The 25,909-nt window shown below is 42.7% G+C and carries 23 protein-coding genes, 1 tRNA gene and 1 other annotated feature; of the genes, 14 read left to right on the top strand and 10 right to left on the bottom strand.

Features of this window, described 5'->3' with window-relative positions; genetic code table 11:
* Nucleotides 1–50: 50 nt before the first annotated feature.
* Nucleotides 51–288 (bottom strand) — a binding site (T-box leader).
* Nucleotides 289–402: 114 nt separating this feature from the next.
* The 3 genes from CJ190_RS00800 to CJ190_RS00810 all read right to left on the bottom strand — a co-directional run bounded on the left by CJ190_RS00800 (nucleotide 403) and on the right by CJ190_RS00810 (nucleotide 2,543).
* Entirely contained in the window at nucleotides 403–1,128 is a 726-nt protein-coding gene (locus tag CJ190_RS00800) for a MerR family transcriptional regulator (protein ID WP_064293358.1), read from the bottom strand.
* Nucleotides 1,129–1,189: 61 nt separating this feature from the next.
* Nucleotides 1,190–2,071: an ATP-binding protein gene (locus CJ190_RS00805; protein ID WP_064293359.1), complete on the bottom strand. Its 882-nt coding sequence runs from the start codon at nucleotides 2,069–2,071 to the stop codon at nucleotides 1,190–1,192.
* A gap of 16 nt (nucleotides 2,072–2,087) precedes the next feature.
* Nucleotides 2,088–2,543: a TipAS antibiotic-recognition domain-containing protein gene (locus CJ190_RS00810; RefSeq protein ID WP_064293360.1), complete on the bottom strand. Its 456-nt coding sequence runs from the start codon at nucleotides 2,541–2,543 to the stop codon at nucleotides 2,088–2,090.
* A gap of 196 nt (nucleotides 2,544–2,739) precedes the next feature.
* On the opposite strand from CJ190_RS00810, the gene CJ190_RS00815 reads away from it, so the two are divergent.
* The 8 genes from CJ190_RS00815 (at nucleotide 2,740) to CJ190_RS00850 (ending at nucleotide 11,261) form a co-directional block, all read left to right on the top strand.
* Nucleotides 2,740–3,432: a response regulator transcription factor gene (locus tag CJ190_RS00815; protein WP_064293361.1), complete on the top strand. Its 693-nt coding sequence runs from the start codon at nucleotides 2,740–2,742 to the stop codon at nucleotides 3,430–3,432.
* Complete coding sequence (locus CJ190_RS00820) at nucleotides 3,429–4,334, top strand: sensor histidine kinase (RefSeq protein ID WP_082888705.1); 906 nt, start codon at nucleotides 3,429–3,431, stop codon at nucleotides 4,332–4,334. The genes CJ190_RS00815 and CJ190_RS00820 overlap by 4 nt, the downstream gene beginning before the upstream one ends.
* A 102-nt stretch (nucleotides 4,335–4,436) precedes the next feature.
* Nucleotides 4,437–5,186, top strand: a complete 750-nt coding sequence (locus CJ190_RS00825) for an ABC transporter ATP-binding protein (protein WP_064293362.1) — start codon at nucleotides 4,437–4,439, stop codon at nucleotides 5,184–5,186.
* Nucleotide 5,187: 1 nt separating this feature from the next.
* The gene (locus tag CJ190_RS00830) at nucleotides 5,188–7,173 is read left to right on the top strand and encodes an ABC transporter permease (RefSeq protein WP_064293363.1); all 1,986 of its coding nucleotides are present in this window, start codon (nucleotides 5,188–5,190) and stop codon (nucleotides 7,171–7,173) included.
* A 51-nt stretch (nucleotides 7,174–7,224) separates the two neighbouring features.
* Nucleotides 7,225–7,959: a CPBP family intramembrane glutamic endopeptidase gene (locus CJ190_RS00835; RefSeq protein WP_064293364.1), complete on the top strand. Its 735-nt coding sequence runs from the start codon at nucleotides 7,225–7,227 to the stop codon at nucleotides 7,957–7,959.
* A 232-nt stretch (nucleotides 7,960–8,191) separates the two neighbouring features.
* Complete coding sequence (locus tag CJ190_RS00840; protein WP_064293365.1) at nucleotides 8,192–9,334, top strand: alpha-hydroxy-acid oxidizing protein; 1,143 nt, start codon at nucleotides 8,192–8,194, stop codon at nucleotides 9,332–9,334.
* A gap of 278 nt (nucleotides 9,335–9,612) precedes the next feature.
* Complete coding sequence (locus tag CJ190_RS00845) at nucleotides 9,613–10,521, top strand: class II fructose-bisphosphate aldolase (RefSeq protein ID WP_064293366.1); 909 nt, start codon at nucleotides 9,613–9,615, stop codon at nucleotides 10,519–10,521.
* 143 nt (nucleotides 10,522–10,664) lie between these two features.
* Nucleotides 10,665–11,261 carry a nitroreductase family protein gene (locus CJ190_RS00850; protein ID WP_064293367.1) on the top strand — a complete coding sequence of 199 codons (597 nt, stop codon included), beginning with the start codon at nucleotides 10,665–10,667 and terminating at the stop codon, nucleotides 11,259–11,261.
* Nucleotides 11,262–11,323: 62 nt separating this feature from the next.
* Here CJ190_RS00850 and CJ190_RS00855 read toward each other — a convergent pair whose 3' ends face one another.
* A complete protein-coding gene (locus CJ190_RS00855) occupies nucleotides 11,324–11,905 on the bottom strand; it encodes a hypothetical protein (RefSeq protein ID WP_101562042.1) in 582 nt (193 codons plus the stop codon).
* 262 nt (nucleotides 11,906–12,167) lie between these two features.
* Between CJ190_RS00855 and CJ190_RS00860 the strand changes: the two genes are divergently transcribed.
* The 3 genes from CJ190_RS00860 to CJ190_RS00870 all read left to right on the top strand — a co-directional run bounded on the left by CJ190_RS00860 (nucleotide 12,168) and on the right by CJ190_RS00870 (nucleotide 14,308).
* Nucleotides 12,168–12,241 (top strand) — tRNA-Pro (locus CJ190_RS00860).
* A 259-nt stretch (nucleotides 12,242–12,500) separates the two neighbouring features.
* Complete coding sequence (locus CJ190_RS00865) at nucleotides 12,501–13,709, top strand: cobalamin-independent methionine synthase II family protein (protein ID WP_070598112.1); 1,209 nt, start codon at nucleotides 12,501–12,503, stop codon at nucleotides 13,707–13,709.
* A 236-nt stretch (nucleotides 13,710–13,945) separates the two neighbouring features.
* A complete protein-coding gene (locus CJ190_RS00870) occupies nucleotides 13,946–14,308 on the top strand; it encodes a hypothetical protein (RefSeq protein WP_064293370.1) in 363 nt (120 codons plus the stop codon).
* 91 nt (nucleotides 14,309–14,399) lie between these two features.
* On the opposite strand, the gene trhO is transcribed toward CJ190_RS00870, so the two are convergent.
* Nucleotides 14,400–15,371: an oxygen-dependent tRNA uridine(34) hydroxylase TrhO gene (gene trhO, locus CJ190_RS00875; protein WP_064293371.1), complete on the bottom strand. Its 972-nt coding sequence runs from the start codon at nucleotides 15,369–15,371 to the stop codon at nucleotides 14,400–14,402.
* A 200-nt stretch (nucleotides 15,372–15,571) separates the two neighbouring features.
* The gene (locus tag CJ190_RS00880; RefSeq protein ID WP_070598111.1) at nucleotides 15,572–18,154 is read right to left on the bottom strand and encodes an N-acetylmuramoyl-L-alanine amidase; all 2,583 of its coding nucleotides are present in this window, start codon (nucleotides 18,152–18,154) and stop codon (nucleotides 15,572–15,574) included.
* Nucleotides 18,155–18,453: 299 nt separating this feature from the next.
* On the opposite strand from CJ190_RS00880, the gene CJ190_RS00885 reads away from it, so the two are divergent.
* Both CJ190_RS00885 and CJ190_RS00890 read left to right on the top strand, forming a co-directional pair.
* Complete coding sequence (locus CJ190_RS00885; protein WP_064293373.1) at nucleotides 18,454–19,425, top strand: 2-keto-3-deoxygluconate permease; 972 nt, start codon at nucleotides 18,454–18,456, stop codon at nucleotides 19,423–19,425.
* A 227-nt stretch (nucleotides 19,426–19,652) separates the two neighbouring features.
* A complete protein-coding gene (locus tag CJ190_RS00890; protein ID WP_064293374.1) occupies nucleotides 19,653–20,966 on the top strand; it encodes a dicarboxylate/amino acid:cation symporter in 1,314 nt (437 codons plus the stop codon).
* A 70-nt stretch (nucleotides 20,967–21,036) separates the two neighbouring features.
* Here CJ190_RS00890 and CJ190_RS00895 read toward each other — a convergent pair whose 3' ends face one another.
* A complete protein-coding gene (locus CJ190_RS00895) occupies nucleotides 21,037–21,477 on the bottom strand; it encodes a PH domain-containing protein (protein WP_064293375.1) in 441 nt (146 codons plus the stop codon).
* Nucleotides 21,478–21,619: 142 nt separating this feature from the next.
* Entirely contained in the window at nucleotides 21,620–22,933 is a 1,314-nt protein-coding gene (gene brnQ, locus CJ190_RS00900) for a branched-chain amino acid transport system II carrier protein (protein ID WP_064293376.1), read from the bottom strand.
* Nucleotides 22,934–23,266: 333 nt separating this feature from the next.
* On the opposite strand from brnQ, the gene CJ190_RS00905 reads away from it, so the two are divergent.
* Nucleotides 23,267–23,971: a DUF554 domain-containing protein gene (locus CJ190_RS00905; protein WP_064293377.1), complete on the top strand. Its 705-nt coding sequence runs from the start codon at nucleotides 23,267–23,269 to the stop codon at nucleotides 23,969–23,971.
* 72 nt (nucleotides 23,972–24,043) lie between these two features.
* On the opposite strand, the gene CJ190_RS00910 is transcribed toward CJ190_RS00905, so the two are convergent.
* Both CJ190_RS00910 and CJ190_RS00915 read right to left on the bottom strand, forming a co-directional pair.
* A complete protein-coding gene (locus CJ190_RS00910; protein WP_064293378.1) occupies nucleotides 24,044–25,252 on the bottom strand; it encodes a dicarboxylate/amino acid:cation symporter in 1,209 nt (402 codons plus the stop codon).
* A gap of 285 nt (nucleotides 25,253–25,537) precedes the next feature.
* Complete coding sequence (locus CJ190_RS00915; protein ID WP_064293379.1) at nucleotides 25,538–25,840, bottom strand: rhodanese-like domain-containing protein; 303 nt, start codon at nucleotides 25,838–25,840, stop codon at nucleotides 25,538–25,540.
* Nucleotides 25,841–25,909: the final 69 nt, after the last annotated feature.

Here is a 25,909-nt window from a genome sequence, read left to right on the forward strand (position 1 = left end):
GATTTGCAAATAAAAAAGCGTTTATCCATAAAACATTAAAAAGTTAATGTTCTAAGGACAAGCGCTTTTCAACCTGCGGTGCCACCTTAATTGATCGCCTGGACGATCCTCTCGAGATAAGCCAAGCAGCTTATCCCTTAACCCAGCTAACGGGGGTCAATCCGTTATGGCTACTCTCCAGTTCACCATACCCTCCAAGGCCCATCCATTAAACTAATCAGACGCTCTCACCCTTCGTCCTCGCTAATGATTAGTGGATTAATGTTACTTCCTCTTTAACGGTTTCTCGATTTCATCCATCATAGCCAAGTCTATTGATAAAAGCAAGATAAATTTAATATTTGTGAATTTTGATTATGTGATCTAAATTGATCGACTGGGCCGATTCGTGTTAATAATAGTTTACTGACAATAATAGCTAATGGCTTTTTGGACAAACTTGGCCGTGCCTTCGCCAGCAAAGTCATCGATGTTTTTGGTGAAATCTCCACCGCTAGCATACATTTTTCCTAGTTCCATTAAGATATCATTAGAGCAAGGATAAAAGTGGTCACTGATAAAATCTTGTAATTTTTTTACTAACTTTTGAGCATTTTGGGACTTATAATTTTGGCTTTTGATCTGGGAGAATTCGACAAATATCATCATTAACTGTTGATGGATCGTCTTTTTTTGAATGTTAGATTGCTGGCTTTGCCTTTCTTGGTAGTGACGATATTCCTTGGTATCCCCCCAGTAATCCTTAGCTTGTTGCGTATAGTGATCGATGTTTCTTCTATCAAAGGCCTGAAAATTGACAGAGTCTACGCCCAACACCTTGATTCCCTTGGCAAAAAGAATGAGATTTTCTAAGTGTTCCTTTTTTAAGGTTAACAGCTGGATTTGCTGGTCTAAGGCCAAGTCTTTATCAAAGTTTTTACTATTGATGATCTCCTTAATCTCTTTTAAAGAGAATTCTAATTCCTTAAATAATAAAATATATTGTAACTTTTTCAGGTCTTGATGACTGTATAGTCTATAGCCAGAAGCAGTACGTTTAGAAGGCTTTAGCAGGTTGATTTTGTCATAATAATGCAAGGTCCTGATACTTATGCCTGCCAATTCGCTAACTTCTTTAACTGTTTTCATATGATCACTTCCTAACTATCAATTAATTGTCTGGCTTTTTGACTAGATAAAAGGCTATTTATTAATTAGACCGACCAATATTTTCTTTGGCTTTTTTAATCAATTCAATGGCGTTGGAAAAATCATCATAAGTCACCATACAATCTTTTCCATCTCTAGCAACAGCTGTGGAAGAAGCTGATATAACGACATTAAGAAGATCGCCCCCAGAAAAGCCAGCTGTTTCTAAAATAATTTTATCGCTTTCCGCTTTATTAATACTTACTGGCAATTTGTCTGGTAAAAACTGTTTAAAAATAACAGCTCTAGCTTCTTTTTCGGGGAGGGAAAATTCAATATGGCCTAAAATTCTTCTGATAAAGGCAGGGTCATAGTTCTCCCCAAAATTTGTTGTAAAGATGACAATTCCCGAAAAATTATCCAGCTCTAATAAAAGAACTGACTTTGTGACATTAACCGCTTGGTCTGTACTTTGATTGACCTGGGCTAATCGTTTACTTAAGAGGGAATCAGCTTCATCAAAAATAAGAACAGCATCTGTTTCAGTGGCCTTGGCAAAAATAGCTTTAATATTTTTAGGGGTTTCGCCGACAAATTTGGATTCAATTTCAGCATAATTTGCCCTTAATATATCTTTCCCTAGTTCATGAGCTATGGCCTCTGCTGTAGCACTCTTGCCGGTACCTGGAGGGCCATAAAGGTTAATAGCTGTCCTTCCGCCACTAGGATCGATCTCTTTTAAGCCAAAGGTATTATATAATAGATCGTGATGTTTAATTTTAGCGAGTAAGCTATTGATTTGTTCTCGTGTTGACTTACTTAAAATGATATCATCTAAGCTTTTTTGAGGTTTTTCAATGGAAAATATGTCTGAATGACTTGGTTTATTATTCAGTTGGTCAGGAGAGACGTATCTCCCTTTATTCGATCTGGTCTTGCTCATTGGTCCATCTTACTTTCTAGTGTTTTTCTTCTAAGGTGTTTAATTGTTCTTGCAGCCAAATTTCTTCTAAGGAATCGACATAGTTATTAATTGCTCCAAACAGAAAATCAGGCAAATTGGGGTCGAATTGTGCTAAATTCTTCCTAAAACGCTCGTCGTCACGATATACATAACTTAAGCCTCTAAGAATTTCTAATGAGGGTTCATAGGACATACCGATAAAGCGATGCCATCTCTGCATAGCTTTTTGCAGTTCTTGACTGTCAGCCTCCTCATTCTTTAATTGGGCCAGGGTTTCAAAGACTGCCTGGCTCTCCTTAATCATGTTTTCTGCTTCTGCTTGATCATAAGACTGCCAATTCATTTCTGCTTCATGTAATTTTTCTGATCCCCATTTATTCTTTACTTCTTGTTTTCCCTTTTTTCTCTTGATGGCAAGAGCTTTTTTCTGTTTTTTATTCGCTTTTTTCATTGAGCTCCTCCTAGTCAATATCAGTTCAATATTCTCTATTCGCAAACAATAGTCTCTTTCAATATAAAGTATGACGTAAGGTAAGGGTCAAGAAATATTTTTAAAAGTGAATCTTTCCTAGTTAATCAGACTTTTTATGATTAGGAAGAGAATGTTATACTTAATAAACCGAGATGTCAGGAAAGGAGCGGTGGAGATGGCTGAGAGAATATTTGTGGTTGAGGATGATCCGGTGATTGCAGCCGGCCTGGAGCGGGAACTGACCAAGTGGCACTATCAGGTCAAAAGGGCAGAAAACTTTGAAGCTATTGACCAAGAATGTCGAGCTTTTGACCCCCATTTAGTCCTCTTAGATTTGAACTTGCCATCCTATGATGGTTATTACTGGTGTCAGATGATCCGTAAAGACAGTGCGGTTCCCATTCTTTTCCTATCGGCCCGCGATACCAGTATGGACCAGGTCATGGCCATGCAGGTAGGGGGCGACGATTATGTCACCAAACCCATCGACCTCCCCCTCTTACTGGCCAAGGTCCAAGCCCTCTTACGCCGGGCCTATCGTTATAGTTCAGCCAGTGAGCTCTTGTCTTTTGCTGGAGTCCAACTGGATCCCACTAAGGCTAGGCTGCTGTACCAAGGTCAGGCTAGCGATTTAACTGCTACTGAACTGCTGATTCTCAAGCAACTCTTTCAAGCTCAAGGGGACTATGTCAGCCGGGAAAGCTTGATGGAAGAATGTTGGTTGGGGGAGAGTTATATTGATGATAATACCTTAGCGGTCAATATTTCCCGCTTGCGTAAGAAATTGACCCAGCTGGGGCTGGCAGACTTTATCAAGACCAAGAAGCGGGTAGGCTATGCCTTAAATGAGGAGGTTGCTAGTCAGTGAAAGACTTTCTTAAGCGTCAAGGCTTGACCCTTTTTACTATGGCTTTTACCTTTCTGGTCTTAGTATTAGCGGTCCTACTCTTTGATTTAGATGCCCTGGTCGCCCGTTTTCTCTTGCTTTTCTTGGGCTTCTTTTATGGACTGACCTTGGTGTTGGCTTACTGGCTGGCAGGGCGGCAGGTGGACTACCACCAACTCTATCTGGACAGTCAGGCCAAGGCTGAGGCTGACCGGGTCCAAGCTGACCTGGTCAAGCAAGAACAACAGGGCTATTTCTTGACTTGGCTCCACCAGATTAAGACGCCAATCGCAGCGGCTAAGCTCCTCATCCAAGACCTAGACCCTCAGAGGAAGGATGACTTGGAAGCCCAGCTACTAGCTATCGAAAATTACACCACCATGGTTCTTACTTATTTGAAGGTAAGTAATGAGCAGAAGAACCTGCAGATTAAGGCCGTCAGTCTGGATGCCCTTATTGCTCCCTTACTTAAAAAGTACCGACGAATCTTTATTAATAGTCATACCCGGCTTCATTACCAAGCCATCACTGATCAAGTGATGACCGATCCCACAGCTTCTGAAATTATGATTGAACAGGTCCTCAATAATGCTCTCAAGTATGCATCTGGGCGAGAGATTTGGATTACTTATCAAGCGGACCAGGCTTGTCTAACTATTAGGGACAATGGCCGGGGAATCAAGGCCAGTGACCTACCCAAGGTCTTTGACCAGGGCTATTCGGCCTTCTTAGCCAAGTCTTTGCGGCGGTCAACCGGGATTGGTCTCTTTCTGGTCAAGCAACTGGCTGACCGTTTGGACCAGCCGGTAGAATTAGACTCGACTTGGGGTGAGGGGACCACAGTTAGGATTTACTTTCACCAAGATGCCTTCCGCGCGTCTTAGCTTACAATTTTGTAAGATTGGGTCCTGCTTTTGTTAGTTTAGATAAAGGCAGGGCGCTTTTTTTCTTTCTATAATAAAGTCAAAGAATGGAGGAAAGAAGAAATGCTATTAAACGTCATTCATTTAGAAAAAATATATGGCCAAGGTGGCAATGCCACGACGGCCTTAAGAGACGTGACCTTTCAAGCAGAAGCTGGCGAGTTCGTGGCCATTATGGGGGAGTCCGGCTCCGGGAAGTCTACCCTCTTGAATATTATTGCCACCTTGGATAAGGCGACGGGAGGCCAAGTCTTCTTAAATAACCAATCCTTGGCGGCCTTAGGAGAAAGTGATCTCGCTGCCTTTCGCCGCCAGGAGTTGGGCTTTGTCTTCCAAGACTTTAATATGCTGGACACTTTCACCAACCGGGATAATATTCTCCTACCCTTGGTGCTTTCCAATATGGATTACCCGGAAATGGAGCGACGTTTAGCTAAAATTGCGCCCTTACTCGGGATCGAAGACCTTTTGGACAAATATCCCTATCAGATTTCTGGTGGGCAACAGCAGCGGGTGGCCATTGGTCGGGCCATTATTACCCAACCCAGCCTAATTCTTGCTGATGAACCCACTGGGGCTTTGGATTCTAAAAACAGTGAAGCAATCATGAAGCTCTTTACTCAGTTAAACCAGCAAGGCATGACCATCTTCATGGTGACCCATTCCTTGCGCTGTGCGGCTTATGCTAAGCGCGTCCTCTTTATTAAGGATGGGGTGGTCTACCATGAAATTTACCGGGGTGAGGATTCTTTGGCTAACTTCCAGGAGAAGATCGCCGATAGTCTCTCCTTTTTAAACCGGGAGGAGGGCTAGTATGAACCGACGCCTAATCTGGCAGTTAGCCAAACGTAATTTAAAGGTCAGCAAGATGATTATCCTGCCTTTTCTCTTGGTGAATGTGCTTTTATTTGCCTTACAGTATGTGATGATTTCCTTAATCGGCAACCAATTTGTCCTCGAGCGAAATCCTTATTTCTCAACAGTGATGGCCTTTGCGGCTGGTATTAGTTTCTTCTTAGCCCTAGCTTTTATCCTCTATGCCAACAACTTTATCCAGAAGCGGCGTAGCCAGGAGTTTGCCCTCTATAGTGTTTTGGGTATGGAAAAGCGGCATATGAAGTCTCTCCTTGCTAGGGAAAGTCTCTTACAACTGGGATTTATCCTTCCTTTATCCCTAGTTGGTGGCCATCTCATTGGAACCTTTGCCTTTATGGCTGTCAACAAAGTTATGCGCCAATCGGGGATGACCTTAATGGATTATCCCTTTAAGTGGGAGGTTGCTTTGATAACTATTCTTGAGGTTCTTTTGGTGCATGGCCTGATTTATCTATTAAACCGGGTCCGCATTCAGAAAAACAATCCCCTTGAACTCATGCAGAGCGGTCAGGCAGGAGAAAAAGAGCCTAAGGGTAATGTCTTTGTAGCTATCCTCGGTCTGGCTTTGGTGGGGATCGGCTATTATATTTCCCTAACCACCACCAATATTATGCAGGTCATTTATCAATTGCTCCTAGCTATCGTCTTAGTGGTCTTGGGAACTTATTGCCTCTATCATTCCCTATCGATTATTGTTTTAAAGGGACAGATGAAACGCAAGTCCTATTATTATCAACCTAAACATTTTCTCAGCCTTTCCGGGATGCTTTACCGGATGAAGGCCAATGCTTGGAGTTTGGCCTCCATTGCCGTTCTTTCGACCGGGGTTATGTTGGTCTTAGGTTTAACCGTTTCAACCCAGCGCGGGATTGAGAGCTTGATCGATCGTTACCAAGCCAGAGACTATAAAATTGAATTGCGGGGGTCAGTGGTTGAGGAATCCTTAGATCAACAACTCCAACGTTTAGAGACAGCAGTTGATGAATTTAGTCACTTAGCCCCTTTGGAAGAGGTTAACTACCAGTTGAGCTTTGGCCAGTTAGCTCTTAGCCAAGTGAAGGAAAACAGCTTATTCTTACAAGCCTTTACCTCAAATAACCAAGTCACCGAGGGCCTTGTTTTCTTTGGTGAAAGTTTGGATGGCTATAACCAAAATTATAGTAGTCAGGAAAGTTTGGCCTCTGACCAGGTCTTAATGGCCACTAGCCAAGACCAATTGGACAAGGTAGACCAAATTAAATTGGGGGATAAGACTTACCAAGTCAAGCATATGCCTAAGGACCGTTTGCCTGTAGTTGCGGGACTAGATGCTTTAATGGTCGTTTTCCCTAGCCAAGAGGACTTAACTCAAGCCTACCAAGCGACCAACACGAGCCAAGAGATTGGGTATATGAAGAGTCCTATAAGTTATAACGTAACTTTTGACGCTAAGGGCAATAAGGAAGACATTGACAAGCACCTAGATGATTATGAAGGAAAAGGGATTGAGATCACTTCTAAAACCGTCTTTCGAAAATTATTTTATCAGCTAAATGGCGGTTTTATTAGTATCGGAGCGATTGTTTCCTTAGTTCTATTGATTGGCTGTTTCTTAATGCTCTACTATAAGCAACTCTCTGAAGGCCAGGAAGATAGGAAAAACTACCGGATTATGCGCCAGGTAGGTTTACCCAAGTCGTTGATCAAGTCAACCATTCGCCAGCAGATTTTCTGGGTCTTTGTTCTACCGCTTTTGACTGCTGTGGTTCATATTGCTTTTGCCTATCCGATTTTACGCCAGGGCTTAGGTCTGATCGCTATCAAGGACCGGACCCTCATTTTAAGCAGCTTCTTTGCGGTCATTGTCTGCTTCAGCCTGGTTTATTATCTCATGTACATCTTGACTTCTAAGGCTTATTACCGCATGGTCACTGCTGACCAGTAATTGAGTTGGCCATTTTAGACTGTTAAAGTGATGCCAAAGGAGGTGACAGTTATGACTGATGAATATCGAAAGGAAGAGAAGGGTTGGGGACAGCGCTTCTTGGATATTTTGAAGTGGTTGGCCTTGAGGGTTTGGGGAACCCTGCCTTTTGGATTAATGTTTGTGGTTAACAGCCGTTCCCACATGTTCTCTTGGCCCGTAGTGGCTGAGTTGACCTTATTAGTTCTGATTTTTGCCTATCTGACCTATCGCTTTCTTTATAAGTTTTATTACAAGCGTGCCCAAGGCAAAGATAACTTTGACCGCGTGGGGTGGAAAGATATTGGCATTAGCTTTCTCTATTATCTTGGTTTTCGCGTGATGGTGGTAGGCCTGACTATGGCTAACCAGGCCCTCTATGGCAGTGAGCTATCGGCCAATGACCAGCTACTATTTTCGGGGGATCCCAACCTAGTGTCGCCGATATCCAATATTGCCTTTTTCCTAATGATGGGCTTTGTGGTGCCTTTCCTAGAAGAATTAGTCTTCCGTGGCATCTTCCAGAACCTTTTCTTCAAGGCTGAGAGTTTCTGGTGGCCCCTAGTCTTGAGTTCGCTGATTTTTGGTCTCAACCACATGTCCAATAACATCATTGAGTCGCTCATGTATATTCTCCTGGGTGTCGCTCTCTATCTAGCTTACCGGCGGCGCAAGAACATTAAGGACGCCATCTTACTCCATATGATGAACAACGGAATCGCGGCGATTATGCTTTTAGGATCCTATCTTTACCAAGTTTTCGGCTAATGTACTACTCTCAGTCTCCATAGGCTGGGAGTTTTTTTACTGAATGCGCTTGACTAGTTCTTCAGGGCAGTCTTCCTTTCAAATGATTGAAAAGACTGTCTTTTTACTGTGTAAAAATATTTGCAGGTAAGATTTTTCATCTAGCGGAATGGTTTTTACTTGAAAATGAAAGCGCTTTATATTAAATTATATGGGAAGGCTATTTTACTTATTCAAAAGGAGGAAAAATCATATGGCAGATTATGTTGCAGGTACTGAAGTTAAGGACTTAAAAATCGTTAACTTATATGATGTAGAAGATGAGGCTAGAGAAATTATCCCTGAAGCAGGATATGGTTATATTCGTTCCGGTGCAGGGGATGAATTTACTTTAAGAAGAAATGTAACCTGCTTTAATAGTAAGGGAATCTTACCTCGGGTGATTGGTGATGTTGAACATCCAGATACATCAACCACTTTCTTAGGAAAAGATTACTCAGCACCATTCTTCTATGCACCAATTGCTGCTTTAGGCATTGCTCATGAAGAAAAAGAAATTGGTATGGCTAAAGCCTTTAACGAATTCGGCACCGCCTTTTCAATTTCCTCTTATGCAGGATCAAGCTGGGATGAAATGGCTCCTTCCTACGAAGGCTATGAAGACCGTCCACGTTACTTCCAGTTATATATGAGTAAGAACCACGGCTTTAACGAAGCCATGTTAAATGAAGCCAAAGACTTCGGTTGCCAAGCCATTATTTTAACTGCGGACTCTACCGTTGAAGGGAACCGTGAATTAAATAAACGGAATCATTTTACTTATCCATTTGGTATGCCAATCGTTGAACGCTATTTAGCGGGTTCTGGCGAAGGGATGGCGCTAAAAGATGTCTATGCTTCCTCTAAACAAAAGATTTCACCAAAAGATATTGAATACATTAAATCCATTTGTGACTTACCAGTGATGCTCAAAGGGGTACAAACACCTGAAGATGCCTTGAAGGGTATTGGTGCTGGTGCGGATGTTATTTACGTATCTAACCATGGGGGACGTCAATTAGACGGGGCTCCTGGATCCTTTGAAACCCTTGAAGCCATTGCTCAAGCAGTCCAAGGCGAAGTGCCAATTGTCTTTGACTCTGGCATCCGTCGTGGTGAACATGTCTTTAAAGCGCTGGCAGCAGGTGCAGATGTCGTAGGTATTGGACGTCCAGCCCTATACGGCCTCGCTCTAGGTGGACATAAGGGTGTGCTTTCAGTATTGAACTACTTGAAAGACGACTTAACCCGGATTATGCAATTAACCGGTTGTCAAACCATTGAAGACATTAAGAATGCACGTCTAACCGACCTACCTGCATATAATGAAGCGGAATTAAGACACCACGGTTACTAAAATCAAATAAATAACTAAGAAGAGACGCTAACGGACGTCACCAAGCTGTTTTTACAGAGCTTTTGGGGCCGTTAGGGTCTTTTTTTGCTTTGAGTTTATTTTCACAAATTGAGAAAACTTTACTAGTGACGACGGCAAAGTTCATGCTAAAAGCATGTGAAAGCCAATAAAAACTGGGATTTTTTTGTAATTATTTGTCATTTTAATTACCAATCTTTAGTTTAGTAAGGTATAATGGGGTTCGTACAAGTCGTTATAGATTTTAGGAGGTATATTTAATGGCTTTTTTAGTAAATGGTAATGAAATTTTGAAGGACGCACGTCGCAATCACTATGCGGTTGGAGCCTACAATACAAATAATCTCGAATGGACCCGTGCCTTAGTGAGCGGTGCTAAAGAAACCAGAACCCCATTATTGATCCAAGTATCTACTGGTGCTGCTAAATATATGGGTGGTTACAAATTAGTTCGTGACTTAGTGCTTAACGTGATGGATAGCATGGATATTGACGTTCCAGTTATCTTGAACTTAGACCATGGTGATTTCGAATCAGCCAAAGAATGTATCGAATTAGGTTACTCTTCTGTTATGTTCGATGGTCATAAATTACCAGTTGAAGAAAACCTTGCTAAAACTAAAGAAATCGTTCGTTTAGCTCATGAACGTGGTATCGCAGTTGAAGCTGAAATCGGTAAGATTGGTGAAAACCAAGGTGGCGGTGAATTAGCTTCTGTTGAAGATGCGATTCGTTTTGCTGAAGCTGGCGTTGACCGTCTTGCTTGTGGGATTGGTAACATCCACGGTGTTTACCCAGAAGGTTGGGAAGGCTTAAACTTCGACCGCTTGAAAGAAATTTCTGAAGCTGTTGACGTTCCACTTGTTCTACACGGTGGTTCCGGTATTCCTCAAGACCAAGTGAAGAAAGCTATTTCTTTAGGTATTGCTAAGATTAACATCAATACTGAATTCCAATTAGCCTTCCAAAAAGCTACTCGTGAATACATCGAAGCAGGTCATGACCAAGACCGTTCAAACAAAGGGTTTGACCCACGTAAATTGTTAAGACCTGGTACTGACGCAATTACTGAATCCATGAAAGAAATGATTTCTTGGATGGGTACTCGTCCAATTGACGACAGAGACTCTAAATTTGTCTTCGATGAAGCTTCCTTAAACGAAGAATAATCAAGTCTATATACATAAAAAGAAAGGATTGTGACTTAGTCGCAGTCCTTTTTCTATAAGCAAAATATTTTTAATTGAACTTCTTGCTTGCTATACTCTGGTTATTGTTAATATAAAAAGCCAAAAATTGGAGGATTTAATTTATGACACAATTTAAAGATCTTGCTGCTAAGCGTCGTTCGATTTATCATATTGGAAAGAATACCGATCATAGTTCCCAAGAAATCGTTGATGCTTTAAAAGCAGTCTTAAAAGATGTGCCAACTGCCTTTAACAGCCAAACTTCACGTGTTGTTATTGCTTTTGGGGACAAGCACCAAGCCTTATGGGATGAAATCTACCAAGTTCAAGAAGGTGTTTTAGAAGGTGACATGTGGGAACAAATGTCTGGTGTGATTCAAGGCGCAAAAGAAGGGCTAGGAACCATTCTTTTCTTTGAAGACTTAAATGAAGTCGAAAATATGCCAGCTAACCCAGAACGTTCGATTGCTTACAAGGAGAATAATAGTGCTAACCACCAATATGCTGCTTGGTTAACCTTAGCTGAATTAGACTTAGGAGCGACCTTACAACACTTTAATATTGGTTATGAACAAGGTTTCGATAAGTCTATCCGTCAAATGTTTGACTTACCAGACTCATACGCCATGTTAGCGCAAATGCCATTTGGTTCTGTTGAAACTCCAGCAGGCGACAAAGACTATATCGACCAAGATGAAAAAGTTCGTGTTTACGAATAAAATGTTGACTTAATTAAAAGGTAAAGCAACCGGGAGAGAGAAATTTCTGCTGGTTGTTTTTATTAGCCTTTACTTAATTCTTGGGCGGCGCTGATCCAATTTTTCCATTCTAGGGCCAGGTGGAGGCAATGGTCGTTGACGATATAGCTGGGACAAGCAGCGGGAAATTCGACCAGGGTTCTGGCTTCCATGCCGGTCTCGGTATTTCTAAATTGATGATGGATGCCACCTACTTGACTTCCATTGGCCAAGTAAGCCAGTCCGACCATTTGTAAGGGATAAGCAGGATCCGCTTGACTGACCAGTCCCTGGTCACTTGAAAAATCAATAAAAAACTGTATAGGCAAGGGACTGGCTCCGGCGGTTTCTATTACTTCAAATAGCTGTCCTCTAGGTTCGAGGACATAGTGCTCGGGATTGGCTTCCAGGTTAATTTGGCGAATTTCAGGACTATCTTTGGTGACGAAATCTTTGGCCAGGGGAGCAAATTCTTCAATGCTCAATCCTCTAACTTCAAGGGTACAAGCGGCATACTTTACCCGCCCCAAAGAAAGCCGACTAATATAGCGCATAACAAGAGCCATAAGCTTTAACTTCCAGCCCAAGAGGTGGACGATTTCTTCATAGGTCATTGCTTGTTTCAATTGATTGAGTTTATTTCTCAAGGTCGCTAAATTGTCTGCAGGCTTAGGCCGGTGACCAAGATTTTTAAGCGCCTGGCGGGTGTGCCGGTATTCCCACTGATCGAGTTTTTCTTGACTGACTATTTGGCCGGCTATGGTTATTTTCGTGATGTTTACCTCTAGTTGATTCTTAGTAATAATGAATTATGGCTTATTTTTGTTGCTAAGTCTACAATTTATTGATAAAGTATGCTATACTAATCATATTGATCCAATTTGATCTCGGGATGTAGCACAGTTCGGTAGCGCACTAGCATGGGGTGCTAGGGGTCGCAGGTTCAAATCCTGTCATCCCGATTGTATATTTTCTTTCTGATTGAAGGAAAGTTAACGCATAAAATCGCTTGAGGAGACCATAGTCTGCTTAGGCGATTTTTTCATTTATGTGGTTAATTTTATGATCATTTATAGCGATCACAACTAATAGAATAAATATAGTTATATGGAGAAGTCCTATCATATCAAGCTTTTCGCTGATAGGATAAGCAAAACAAGATGGTTTTCAAAAAGAAGTCATGCTAGAATAGATTGAGTTTGATAGAGGGGGAGAATGACTATGACTAATAAAATTTTGACCACACATGTAGGTTCCTTACCACGGACAGAGGCCTTGTTGGAGGCTAATAAGCGCCGTACTGCAGGAACGATTGCTGAAGACGAATTTAACCAAATTATTGCTGAGTCGGTTGACCAAGTTGTGAAAAAGCAAAAAGAAATTGGGATTGACCAAGTGAATGATGGGGAATACGGTCACGTGACTTCAGGTGCGGTCGACTATGGTGCCTGGTGGAACTATTCCTTCTATCGTTTAGGTGGACTAGAAATGACGGATGAAGACCGCTGGGCCAAGAGTGAAGCTATTCGTTCCACTCCTGGAAATATTAAATTGACCAGTTTCCCTGACCGTCGTGACCGGCAAAAATTTAGAGCAGCCTATGAAGATCCTGATTCTGGCGTCTTAGGCAGACGTAACAAGGTAGCTAATCCAGTCTTTGCTGACAAGGTGACCTATACCGGTCAAGACCAAGTCAACCGTGACGTGAAACTCTTGACCCAAGCCTTAGACAAATATGATATTAAACAAGGTTTCATGGCTGCCATTTCTCCAGGGGCAGCGGCGCGTTTGGAAGACCGCTACTACCACGATGAAGAAGCGCTCTTAAATGATGTCGCCGATGCCTTACATGAAGAATACAAGGCTATCACGGATGCGGGCTTAATTGTCCAATTAGATGCTCCAGACCTAGCGGAAGCTTGGGACCAAATTAACCCAGAACCAAGTTTGAAGGACTTCCAAGCTTGGTTGCAAAAACGTGTCGATGCAGCTAATCGGGCCTTAGAAGGTATTGACCCTAGCTTGGTCCGCTTACATATCTGCTGGGGGTCTTGGCATGGACCCCATACCACCGATATTCCATTCGAAGATATTGTTGACCAATGCTTACAAATCAAGGCGGGCTCCTTCTCCTTTGAAGCCTCAAGCCCTCGTCATGGTCATGAATGGCGCGTCTGGGAAAAAGCAGGCCGCTTGAAAGCCGGACAAAAGCTTGTCCCAGGTTTTGTTTCCCACTCCACCAATGCGGTCGAACACCCACAATTAATTGCTGACCGGATTGAACGTTTTGCCAAATTAGTGGGTCCAGAAAATGTCATTGCATCAACTGATTGTGGTTTGGGTGGTCGCTTACATGAGCAAATTGCCTGGGCTAAACTGGAATCTTTAGTTGAAGGGGCAGCCATTGCTTCTAAGCGCCTCTTTGGCTAATCAACGAGGATAAATGAGGAATAAGACTTTTCCAAAAGCTGTGACTTTGTTCGCAGCTTTTTTGTTTACCAATCTTTTCAGTGACAATTTTTTAAATTGTTTTTATGGATTGATAAAATTATGAGAAGTAAATTTTTAATGATAAAATAAGCGTAAAGAGTGGGGAAACTGTTTTTGGGATCAGGCTAGTCTCTGGTCGTTTGTGTGCTCTTGAAGCATTGAAAGGATGGTAAACCATGCGGATAGGCAAGGTCTTAAAGCGAATTGACCGTGATGAACGCTACGTGGTGGAGAAAGATACCGGTTTAGTTCACGGCAATGTCAATGGTTATACTTTATTAGTCGATATGATGCATTTAGGTCAAGAATATGATATTGTTTTTCATCTAAGCAAAGAGGGCCAGATGCCTGACCGGCAAGAACTCCTCTCCAATATGCCTAAGCATAAAAATTTGAAAAATGTCCAGGTTGAAGGCAATAAGGTTACCTATAAGGCGCGAACGGCTTTTTTAGTTCAATCCACTGTAGATAGCTTATTTGAAATGGTGGATTTAATTACTCAAGTCCTTAAAGACTTATCCTACCAAGACGCCTCCTAGCCTTGTAGAATGACATGATTAAGAGAAGTAAAAAAGCCATGTTGGATTTTTCAACATGGCTTTTTGCCTATCTAGCCTTTTTTAAAGGGCGCTAGTTTTGCTTGACGTAGAGGGATTCACCGATGGCATTGAGCCGGTCTTCCCATTCCGCTTCACTTAATTCATGTTCTTGGACGTAGAGATTACGTGGGTGGCGGCGACATTCAGCGGAACAACCCCGTAAGTATTTATCTTCATTTTCCTTAGAAGAGAAGAATTGCTTATTGCATTCGGGGTTGGCACAGTTAACATAGCGGTCACAAGCTTGGCCGTCATAGTGGTCTTTGGAGATGATGGTGGGGTTGACGTGGTTAATTGGAACTGAAATCCGTTCGTCGAAGACATACATCTTGCCTTCCCACAAATCGCCTTGTACTTTAGGATCTTTGCCATAGGTATCGATACCACCTTCGAGTTGGCCGACCTTATCGCCGATACCTTCTCGTAGCATCCAACCGGAGAATTTTTCGCAGCGAACGCCACCGGTACAGTAGACGGCGACTTTTTTATCCATAAATTTTTCCTTGTTGTCTCTGACCCATTGGGGAAGTTCGCGGAAACTACGGATATCGGGGCGGATGGCGCCTTTGAAGTGGCCAAGGTCATATTCGTAATCGTTCCGGGTATCCAAGACCACCGTATCCTCATCTAAGAGGGCTTCGTGGAATTCTTCTGGTTTCAAATAGTCACCGGTGATATCCAATGGACTCAAGTCGTCATCCAAACTCAAAGACACGATTTCGTTACGAGACCGCACAAACATCTTCTTATGGGCGTAGTCATCGGCTTCGTCAATTTTGAACCAGACGTCTTCAAAACCGGGAATGGAATGTAAGTGGTCCATATATTGGTCAGTTTGTTCCACTGTTCCTGACACCGTTCCGTTGATGCCTTCTTCACTGACCAGAATGCGGCCCCTTAAGCCAATCCGTTTACAGAAGACCAGGTGTTTCTTGGCGAATTGGTCGGGATCCTCAATATCTTGATACTTGTAATATAGTAATACGCGATAGTCTTTACTCACGTAAAATCTCCTCCTTTGTAGTTGCAGGCTACAAATACTCTTATATTCACTATACTACCCAGGAGCGGGAATTACCAATTTGCTGGCTAGGTAAGGGACTTTCTGCTTTTGTTGGTTACTGTATATAGAGTTAAGACATCGCTTGGAGATTGAACTCAAAAAAGGCTGCGACACTTGTCACAGCCTGATTTTCTGTTTAATTAATAAACGTTATTAAAGTAAGCATCGATGGCATTAGCGGTTGCTTGAACTAATTTGTCTTGGTAATTTGAATTTCTCAAACGACTTAATTCTTGAGAGTTATCACCAAAGCCATATTCAATCAATACTGCAGGAATATCGGTTTCACGTAAGACTGCAAAGGTATTGGATTGAACGCCACGGTTAACGGCACCAGTAGAGCCAATCAATTGATTTTGAATTTGTTTAGCTAAGTAGGCACTATTGGTAAGCCGTTGGGCGTTGTTGTGGTAAGGGTTAATTTGAGATGGATAATTCTTAAAGTATTGGTAGTAGTAGGTTTCAATCCCTTGGGCTGTGCCACGGTTAGCTGCGCCCATGGCATTGTGGTGCATGGAGACAAAGATGTCAGCATTAGACCCGTTAGCGATTTGGCTACGTTGGAGTAAGCCAGTATCACTGGTTCCTGGACGCGCTGAGAGTACGCGGTAACCGCGGCTTTGTAGGACCCGAGTTAATTTATCAGCTAAGTTCTTGTTCAAAGTTCCTTCGTTCACGCCGGCGTAAGCGGCACCTGACCAATTACCATGGCCTGGGTCCAATAAGACTGTCCGCACGCCATCATAAGTTTGATTGATGTTCATCGGTTTAACCGGTGCGTTTGGAATTTGTAAGACTTGACCATGAGCTAGATAGTTACCGCTGAGGCCGTTCGCACTTCGGAGGGATTGAGGGCTGATACCAAAGGCGTTAGCAATACTATCGACACTTTCATTAGGTCCCACTGTGTAAACTAGACTGGTGGTAACAGTGCTTACTTGGTCCTTAGGAATGGTTAGGACTTGGTTAGTGTAGAGCACGTTACTACTTAAACCACTGGCTTGGCGGATGCCTTCAACCGTTACACCGTATCTTTGGGCGATGGACCAGAGTGACTCGCCGTGGCTGACCACGTGTTGGTTAGGACCAGGAGTCTTGGTGCCGCGTTGGACGATTTGGTCGACGGGTTGCTTAGTCACTTTTTCATCAATTTGTTGACGGTTGACTTCTTTACCGTCTTGGTAAGTAACTTCATAAGTGACAGTCTTTTCGCCATTTTCACCTTTTTGTAAGACTTTTTGGCTACCAGCCTTGTAGTCGTTATTGTCGGTATACTTGGTTTGGAAAGGGATGCTTACTTTTTGAGTAAGAATTTTTTTCGTGGTTAAAGCCTTAGTACCAACATGGACCACTTTATCTTCAGCCGGAACGTATTCAACTGTTTTTTCAGCCCGGTTAATTTCTTTACCAGCTTGGCTTTGGATGGTGGTTTCGACCACGCGTTTGCCGGCCTTGCCTTCTTGGACGGTTTTTTCTTGGCCTAGAGCTAATTGGTCATCAGCAACATATCTCACGCCCGGTTGGATAATGAAGGTCTTTTGAACGCTCACTGAAGTGATTTCGTCAGCTGGCTTTTCTTGGTCCTTATTGGTCTTGTCTTCCGGTGCTTTTTCTGGAGTCGGTTGACTAGTTTCGGACTTGTCCTTAGCTGTTTCTTCTGGAGTCGGTTGACTGCTTTCAGCTTTTTCCTTTTCCTTATTGTCAGCTTTGGGGCTGGCTTCAGCTGGAACTTCTTTTTCCTTCACTAACTTTTCAGTTGGTGCTTGGTCCTTGTTCTTGGTTTCCTGAGCCTCTGAATCCTTGTTTGTATCGACGTCTTCTAATTTTTCATCAATGACACTTGGTTTGGTTTCACTTTCTGCCTTGTTTTGTTCTGGTTCAGCCTTTGCTTCAGTAATCTGTTGATTTCCCTTACCAGCGTTTTCTTCTGGCAGGGCAGTGTCAACGGATGCAGGATTTTCTACGATGTGCCCGCTAAGACCACTTTCTGGGCTTTCCGTTTGCGGATGGCTTTGTGCGCTGTTTACACCGTCTGCTTGTGCTTGGCTTTGAGGGGTTAAGACTGTAATCTTCACATTTTCAGCCAGGTCTTTTTCAATAGCTGCCTCAGTTTCTGCTGGGCTTAAGTCAGCACTGGCTTGGTCTTGATTTTGACCGCTGGCTGGGGACTTTTGTGCGCTAGTTTCACTGGTGGTTGCTGGGCTAACTGCTTTAGCTGATTGAGTTCCACCATTATTTTGGCTAAGTGGGGAGAGGACCCCAGTTAATAAGTCACCAGTAAAGATTAGGTGGATATTGCCTAAATGGTTAGCTTGAGCCAAGCTGTTGAGGTCTTGACCAGTCGCTTCAGCGAGTACGCTGAGAGTATCTCCCCATTGAACAACGTAAGCTTGGTAGCCGGCTGCTTGTTGGCGGGCGATTTCAGCCTTGACTTGGTCAACGCTATTCTTGGTCCAAGTTCCTTTAATACGCTTGAGCGCATCTTGACTAGCTTGCTTGATTTGTCCATTTTCACTCAGTTTATCCTTACCAGCAAAGTCAGAACTGGAAAAGTTTTTAATTCCTTGATTGGCCAGGGTGTTGACATTGGCTCTGACTTCTTCATTACCTAATGAAACCGCACCTAGTGAGCCGGCTAGGAGTAAACTAGCGATCACCCATTTACCTTTTGATTTGTGCATTGTTTTTTTAGATTTTTTCTCTTGGAAAAAATTGCCTTTCATGCTGATACTCCTTTTATGATTGTTTATTATCTTGTTTTTTAAAGTTTAAATCTTTTTAAAATTGGTTAGACAAATAATATTGTAACAGGAATTTTAAAAATGTTCATTAAAATACGAAGAAATTCAGTAAAACACGAAGAATTTCACTGATTTTGTTTTTTTATCAGCTAATAAAATCGCTTGGCTTTTATAAAAAGGCTTGCTTGAATGAGTCATTGCTGGGGGTTTATTTCGTGTGATTATGAGGAAATATGCTATGATAACCTTGATTGTATTAGTGAAAAAGAAAAGAGGTATTTATGTTAAAACGAATTGCTAAAATTCCAGCGGGGACTTTCTTAGTACCAATGATTATTTCCATGTTATTGATTTCTTTCTTCCCCGGAATGTATGATGTTTTTGGTGGAACGACGCAGGCGGCTTTCCAGAATGGAACCAGTGTGGTGATTGGCTTCCTGGTTTTTGCGGCGGGAACGACCTTGGACTTTAAGAAAATTGGCCCCCTACTTAAGCGGCACTTACCCATGGTTATTTTCAAATTGATTTTATCGACCCTGTATATTTTGGCTTTCTACTGGCTCTTTGGTCTTGAAGGGATTTGGGGGATTAACCTCTTAACTTTTGCCTGTGTCATCTACTCTTTAAATCCAGCTGTGGCTTTAGCTATCCATAGTGAATATGGTGACCAGCAATTTGGTGCTGTTTATGGCATTTATGGGATCTTGGGAATGTCTTTTACCCCATTAATCCTACTTAGTGTCCTTACCGCGAGTGGGGGAGGTAGCGCCGGTATTGACTGGAACCCAATTATATCGATCTTTATCCCGCTGATTATTGGAGCCCTACTAGGAAATGTTGATCCTGATTTTGCGGATTTCTTCTCACCTCTAATTGGTAAGTTGCTCCCCTTTCTAGGTTGGAATTTAGGGGTGGGAATGAACTTGATGGATGCTGTTTCTTCGGGTTTATCTGGTTTAGTAATGGCAGGGCTCTTTATGGTCTTGATGTTGCCTTTAATTCTATTTGATAAGTATGTGACTAAGGTCAATGATGGCGTAGACGGTGTGGCTATTTGGAATGTAGCGGGGATGTCAGTGGCTAACCCGGCCATTATTGGAGCCGCCTTACCTACTGCTTTTGCCAATCAAGTGACCTCGGCGACCGCCATCGTGATGATGGTATGTATTATTACTTCTCTCGCTTCACCAGCCCTAGCTCAAAAGCTTTCCAAGGAAAGCGAAGTCGAACGCTTAGAGAGAGAACTGTCTTAAGAATTATTAGGAAAGAAAATAGAAAAAGCACTTAAATAGCGCTACTTAGAAGCGGCTATTTAAGTGCTTTTTGTGAGTTTAGAAGCTAACTTTTAAAGGATTGGATGCTGATGATCGCATTTGCTGATCACAGAATATAAAAATTAAGGGCTTGTATCTGGAATAAAAAAATATATAATAGACCTATTGAAAATTACTTATTATTAGTAAGTGAAAGGGTGACATTGATGTTCGATTTATTGGCATTGATTACGATTTTATTATTATTCTTAGTGTTACGCTGGCAGGCGGGTCAGGGAAAATCCTTTACGGTCCGGGTCTTAACGGCGACCTTTTTAGGGATCGGTGCTGGCCTAGTCTTTGCAGGTCATACTAGTTATGTCGGAGCGATTGGGACCATCTATGCCCATTTATTGAAGGCGATTGTGGTACCGGTTCTGTTTTTCTCCATTATTTCCACGGTTTCTTCATTAGGCAACCTAAAAACCTTAACCACAATTGGGGCCAAGACCATTGGCGTGCTTTCCTTGCATAATGTTTTAGCCTCAGTGACCACCATTGTTGTGGCTTTGACCTTAGGGGTAGGGCGTAACGCCCACATTGACCTCCCCAGCAATGTGGAAGTCAAGGAAGTTCCGAGCCTTACTCAAGCGGTGATTAATTTCTTCCCACAAAATATTATTGAAGATGCGGCCAATAATCGGGTGATTCCCATTATCGTCTTTTCCTTATTTGTTGGCATTGCTATTCTTACTTATCAGAACAAGGCAGAAATCAAGGCCTTTACTGAATTTATCGATGCTGGCCACCAAGTGATTTTTAAGGTAGCGGCTTTGATTACCCGCTTTACTCCTTATGCCGTTTTAGCGCTTTTAACGGACAAGGTAGGTGGCTTGAACTTAGCTTCCCTAGGCTCTCTATTATTAGCCTTGGCGACTCTCTACCTGGTCACTCTCTTCCATTCTTCAGTCACAACAGGAGCGATTATTGGCCTCTTGGGACGTCTTAATCCCTGGATTTATTTAAAACGCTTCTTCTCAGTATGGATGATCGCTTTTTCTACCCAAAGTTCAGTAGGCTCGGTTCCTGCTAATGTCAGTGCCCAAAAGGAGATGGGGGTTCCCGAACATATCGCCTCCTTTACTTCCTCTATTGGGACCACCTTTGGCATGCCAGGCTGTGCTGCCGCTTGGCCAGTCCTCTTAGCCATCTTTACCATTAACGCTTTGGGATTGGACTTTGGCTTGGTTGATTATCTTTATATGGTGGTAGTTGCTCTCTTGGTATCAGCAGGGACAGTCGGAGTTCCCGGTACAGCGACCATTACCGCAACCGCTATGTTTACCGCTATTGGCCTCCCGGTAGAAATGATTATTGTATTAACTCCAATTTCAGCCGTTGCCGATATGGCTAGAACCGCAACCAATGTCACCGCTTCAGGGTCGACCGGACTTTTGGTTGCCCGCTTTGAAAAGGTCTTAAACCTTGACCAATATTATGAAAATGAAGGGCAAAAAAATAAGGCTTACGCTAATTCATAACTAATGACTCAAAAGTAAAAAGAGTGTGCTTAGTCCACTTGGAATGGACTAGACACACTCTTTTCTTTGATTATTGGTTAATTTCGCGTCGGTTTTCCACGACCAGGTTGCCTAAGAAGCGGTAGAGCGGCAAGATGTCAGTCTGCTTAGGAAATTCAAAGGTCAAGCTTTGGGTGTCTTCCTCACGGGGACGGCGGTAAATGTTATTGAGATAAGTGATGGTAATTTCACTATCATCAAAGGCCAACCCGGCACTCTCCATTTCCACATCAACGATATGGCTGAGATAAAGAGAACGGAAAGCAGTTTTCTTCCCGCTAGCGCCTTGTTTATCCACTAAGATAATACGGATATTAGTAAAAATGATAGCGTCCCGGACCAATTGGTAGCCAGAATAAATTTCTTCATCTTTAAAGAGAAAATCGCCATATTCCTCGTTGAGTTCGTTTTGATCCTTTTGGGAAAAGTTTCCCAGGGCCCCTTGCATTAAGTTATTCAAATTAAAAGCCATCCAATCATACTCCTTCACAGATTATTTATCTCATCCTAACACAGTCCGGTCGGGAGAGGAAGAAATTGCCCTTTGTAGAAAAAAAGACCGCCAAAGCTTAGCAGATTGAAGCTAAACTTTAGCGGCCTAGATTAATTAAGTATTAATTGCTTGCTGACTCTTTATTTTTCATGGCAGCGTAGAGACTGAAGGCGCCAGCGACTAATAATGCTGGCAAGAGCCATTCTAAACCCAGTTGACTAAGAGGAAGCTGGTAAGTGAATTGGGCGAGTGGGCCAAAGAGGTTTTCGAGCACGCCTAAGCCAGTGCCAGCCAAGGCTTGAACCAACCCCACAGCCCCGGCGCCAATAACAGCTCCCGTATAGGTTAGGTCGTAGCTGATTTTTCTGTCAAAGACGGAGAAGAGGATCAGCACCATGAAAATAGGATAGATGGTAGTTAAGACAAAGGAAGCCAGGTAAATGATTTGGTTAGTTCCTAAGAGAGAAATCAAAAATTCAATGGCGACAGCTACCAGGGTGATGGCTTGGTAGGACCAGCGTCCCTTGGAGACTTCCACAAAGAAGTTGCTAAAGGCAGAGGTGAGTCCAATAGCGGTGGTTAGACAAGCGAGGGCTACACAAATTCCCATAATTAAGTGCCCCCATTGCCCTAGGATCGCGGTCACTGTGCCGTTGAAACTAGCGGTCCGGTCAACATTTGCGCCCATCAAGCTGGAAACCGTTGAACCTGCGTAAGTTAGGGAGAGGTAAACCACAGCTAAGAGAACAAAGGCAACCAGTCCAACTAAGGCGCCGGCTTTTATTTGTGTCTTCTTGTCACTGTAGCCGCGAGCCCTTAATTCTGACATGACGATGCTAGCCATTAAAGAGGCCCCTAGAGCATCCATGGTTTGATAGCCTTCTTTAAAGCCATAGGCGAAGGTTTGGTCAATTTGACTGGGAGCTGCAGCTGCTGGCGGATTGAATAGGGTAACCAGGACTAAGAAAAAGAGAATAATTAGAATTCCGGGGGTAAGATATTTACCGATATTATTGATTACTTTACTTGGATTTAAGGCCAGGTAAGCGGTCAAAGCAAAGAAAACCAGACTGCTTAGCCAAATCGGAATATTGGGCCAAAGCGACTGGATAAAGACCTCATGGGTGGTTGCTCCAGTCCGAGGTACTGAAAAGAGCGGGCCGATTAAGATAATGGCGATTCCGGCTAGTACAGTCCCAAATTGAGGGTGGATCCGCTTACCCAGGTCGTTGGCCCGACCGCCCAGGTAGATAGTAACTAATACCCCTAAGATTGGAAAGAAGGGGTCAGAGGTGAGAAAGCCCAGGGCAGCACTCAGCCAACTTTCCCCACTGACGATCCCTAGGTAAGGAGGAAAGATTAAATTCCCAGCGCCAAAAAAGATCGCAAAGAGGGCAAAGCCGATAATTAAAATGTCTTTGGTTTTTATTGTCATGATCATTTCTCTTTCTGTCTATTTCGTGCTTATTTTTCTCTATAATCAAATCAATAGGACATATAATAGCATAAAATTGTTCCCTTGCGACAAAGGAATCAGTAAGCTGGGCAAGTTTTTATAGGAAAACAGCAGATTCAAAAGTTTACTTAGTCGGGCTTTGTTTTTATTAAAAGCAGGAAAAAATGCGACCCGGATATTTACCTAAAAGACTTGTCAACTGGGGGCAATTTGTTTATATTGGCTAGTAATGATTAATCGTGTCTGAATAGAAAGGGGTTTTTAGTCCAGGCAGATTGTTGGGACAATGATAGGGAGAAAGGAAGAAAGTTTATGGCAATAACGGGCGCATTGGTGAATGCTGGCTTAATTTTACTAGCTGGTGTCTTGGGGAGATTCTTTGGGCATTTTATCCAGGATGATTTGGCTAAGGCTATTAATCAGGTCTTGGGTCTGTCGGTGGTTTTGATCGCTATTCAAGGCGCCTTGACCACTAAGAGTATTATCATTGTAATTTTATCCATGGTGGTTGGGATCATTATAGGCCAGCTGATGGATATTGATGGCCGGCTTAACCGCTGGGGCAATCGGATTCAAAGTCGGCTTGCAGGTCCAGACCCTGAGTCGCAATTTGCTGAAGGATTAGTTACAGCGGTTTTGATTACTTGTGTCGGTGCCATGGGTATTGTAGGAGCCATCCAATCTGGTTTATACCAAGACCATGCCACCTTATTTGCGAAATCGATTTTAGATTTTATTATTGTACTCATCCTAGGGGCAACTTATGGGATGAGTCCAGCCTTTGCCAGTCTACCGATTCTCTTTTATGAAGGAGGCATTGCGCTTTTAGCTCAGTGGCTAGCCCCTTACTTACCGGAAGCCTCCCTCAACGAGTTATCGGCGGTTGGGTCACTTCTGATCGGGGTGATTGGCCTTAGTCTTTTTGGGGTCAAAGATTTCAAAGTCTCTAACATGTTGCCAGCTACCTTCATCCCCCTTATCCTGGTTCCGCTTTTTCAATATTTGGACTTATATTAAGCAAAAATGCTTCCGCTAGCATTTAGACTGCGGAAGCATTTTTAAATTATATTCCAAATGTCTTATGACAAATTATTGGTCATTGGACTTAATTTTTTCCTGGTAGATTTTATCGATAAAGACGGCGATAGCATTGTCTCCAGACACATTAGCAGCGGTGCCAAAGCTATCTTGGGTAATATATAGGGAGATCATAATTTGTTGCATGGCCTGGCTGGCAATCCCAATCATGGGTAGGAAAGGTAGAGCAGACATAATCGCACCCCCAGGAGTTCCTGGAGCAGCTACCATAGCAACCCCTAACATTAAGATAAAGCCGAGCATCATCAAGAAGCCATGAGGCATATCATAAATCAATAATAAGGTTGTTGCGCAGGAAGTGATGGTAATAATCGATCCTGCTAAATGGATGGTTGCACAGAGTGGCACGACAAAGTTAGCGATCCCTTCAGAAACGCCGTTCTTTAAGGCGCATTTAACATTGACAGGAATGGTGGCGGCTGAGGATTGAGTTCCTAAGGCAGTCATGTAGCCAGGGACTTGGTTTTTGATGAGTTCGATCGGATTCTTACCGGCATAGGTCCCAAAGGCAAAGAAGAGGAAAGTAATGTAAAGTAAATGCATAATAAGCACGCAGATAAAGACCTTCCAAAAGACATTTAAAATCGCAAAGACCGTTCCTGTGTAGGCCAAGTTGGCAATATTACCAAAAATGTAAACCGGTAGGAGGGGGACAATAATCGTGGCCAGCACTTGACTGATGATCCCACCAAAGTCACTGAAGGCCTCATAGAGAACCTTCCCGCGACCGTGTTGGCGTAACCAGGAAATTCCCAGTCCCATCATAAAGGCAAAAATAATTGCTCCCGTCACATCAAAGAAAGGCTCTAAGGGAATGGTAAATAAGGGCTTGATCCCCTCACCGGCTTGACTGAGTTGATCAACCAGGTCGGACGTAATGAAGAGAGGGAAGAGGTTGCTGGCAACCAGATAGGCTAGTAACCCGCCAATCACGGTTGAAATATAAGAGGTTAAGACTGTTATCCCTAGTAATTTCCCTGCCCCGTGGCTCAAGTCAGCAATTCCTTGGACCACAAAGCCAATGATCATAAAGGGAATCACAAAGCTGAGGAAGTCAGAGAAAATCGTAGTGAAAGTTGCAAAGATCTGTAGTACAAATTCGGGAACAATTGGTAAGCGGCCCACAATAATTCCTAAAATAATCGCTAAAATAATACGAGGAACCAAACCAATTTTCCGTTTTTCAAGACGCTTGGTCATAATCATGCTCCATTCTAAAAGATTTATTAAGCTTGATCGCTTGATATAATAACTATCCTACCAAACTTCATTCAAATTTGGTATAGGCTTTTTTGCGATTTAATAGGAAAAGTTAAATTTTCATAAATACTTTTTAGTTTTAAATAAAGCGATCTATTCTTCTTAAAGTGTCAGTAAAAAATTGCCAGCTTATGAGAGCCGGCTTCCTAAATTTCCCATAGAAAAAAGCCATGGCTGCTGGAAGGCTAGCATGGCTTTTTCCGGTTATGTTATGACTTTATTGATTTAAGCTTTTTCCAGCTCTCCTGGGTAGTCTGGAACGCCTTTTTCAACGTTGGTAACGTCAAATCCGTTCTCATCTAAAATTTCAGTGGCTTTTTTGGAGCCTTTACCATCATGGCAAATCGCATAATAATGTTTGTCTTTGTCTAGTTCATCAAGATGGTCTTCGATTTGTGAAAGAGGAAAATGTTTGGCCCCAGGCACGTGACCTTCTTCATAGAGTTCACGGGGACGAACGTCTAAAATGTTAAGATCATCTTCATTCTCGACAATTTTATGAAATTCTTCAATAGTAACTTCTTTCATATTCTGTACCTCCTCTTAACTATGTAACACACTAACTAAGTATAGAATAACAAACTTACCTATACATAT

It is taken from the genome of Aerococcus loyolae (genome assembly GCF_002871915.2).
GTDB lineage: Bacteria > Bacillota > Bacilli > Lactobacillales > Aerococcaceae > Aerococcus > Aerococcus loyolae.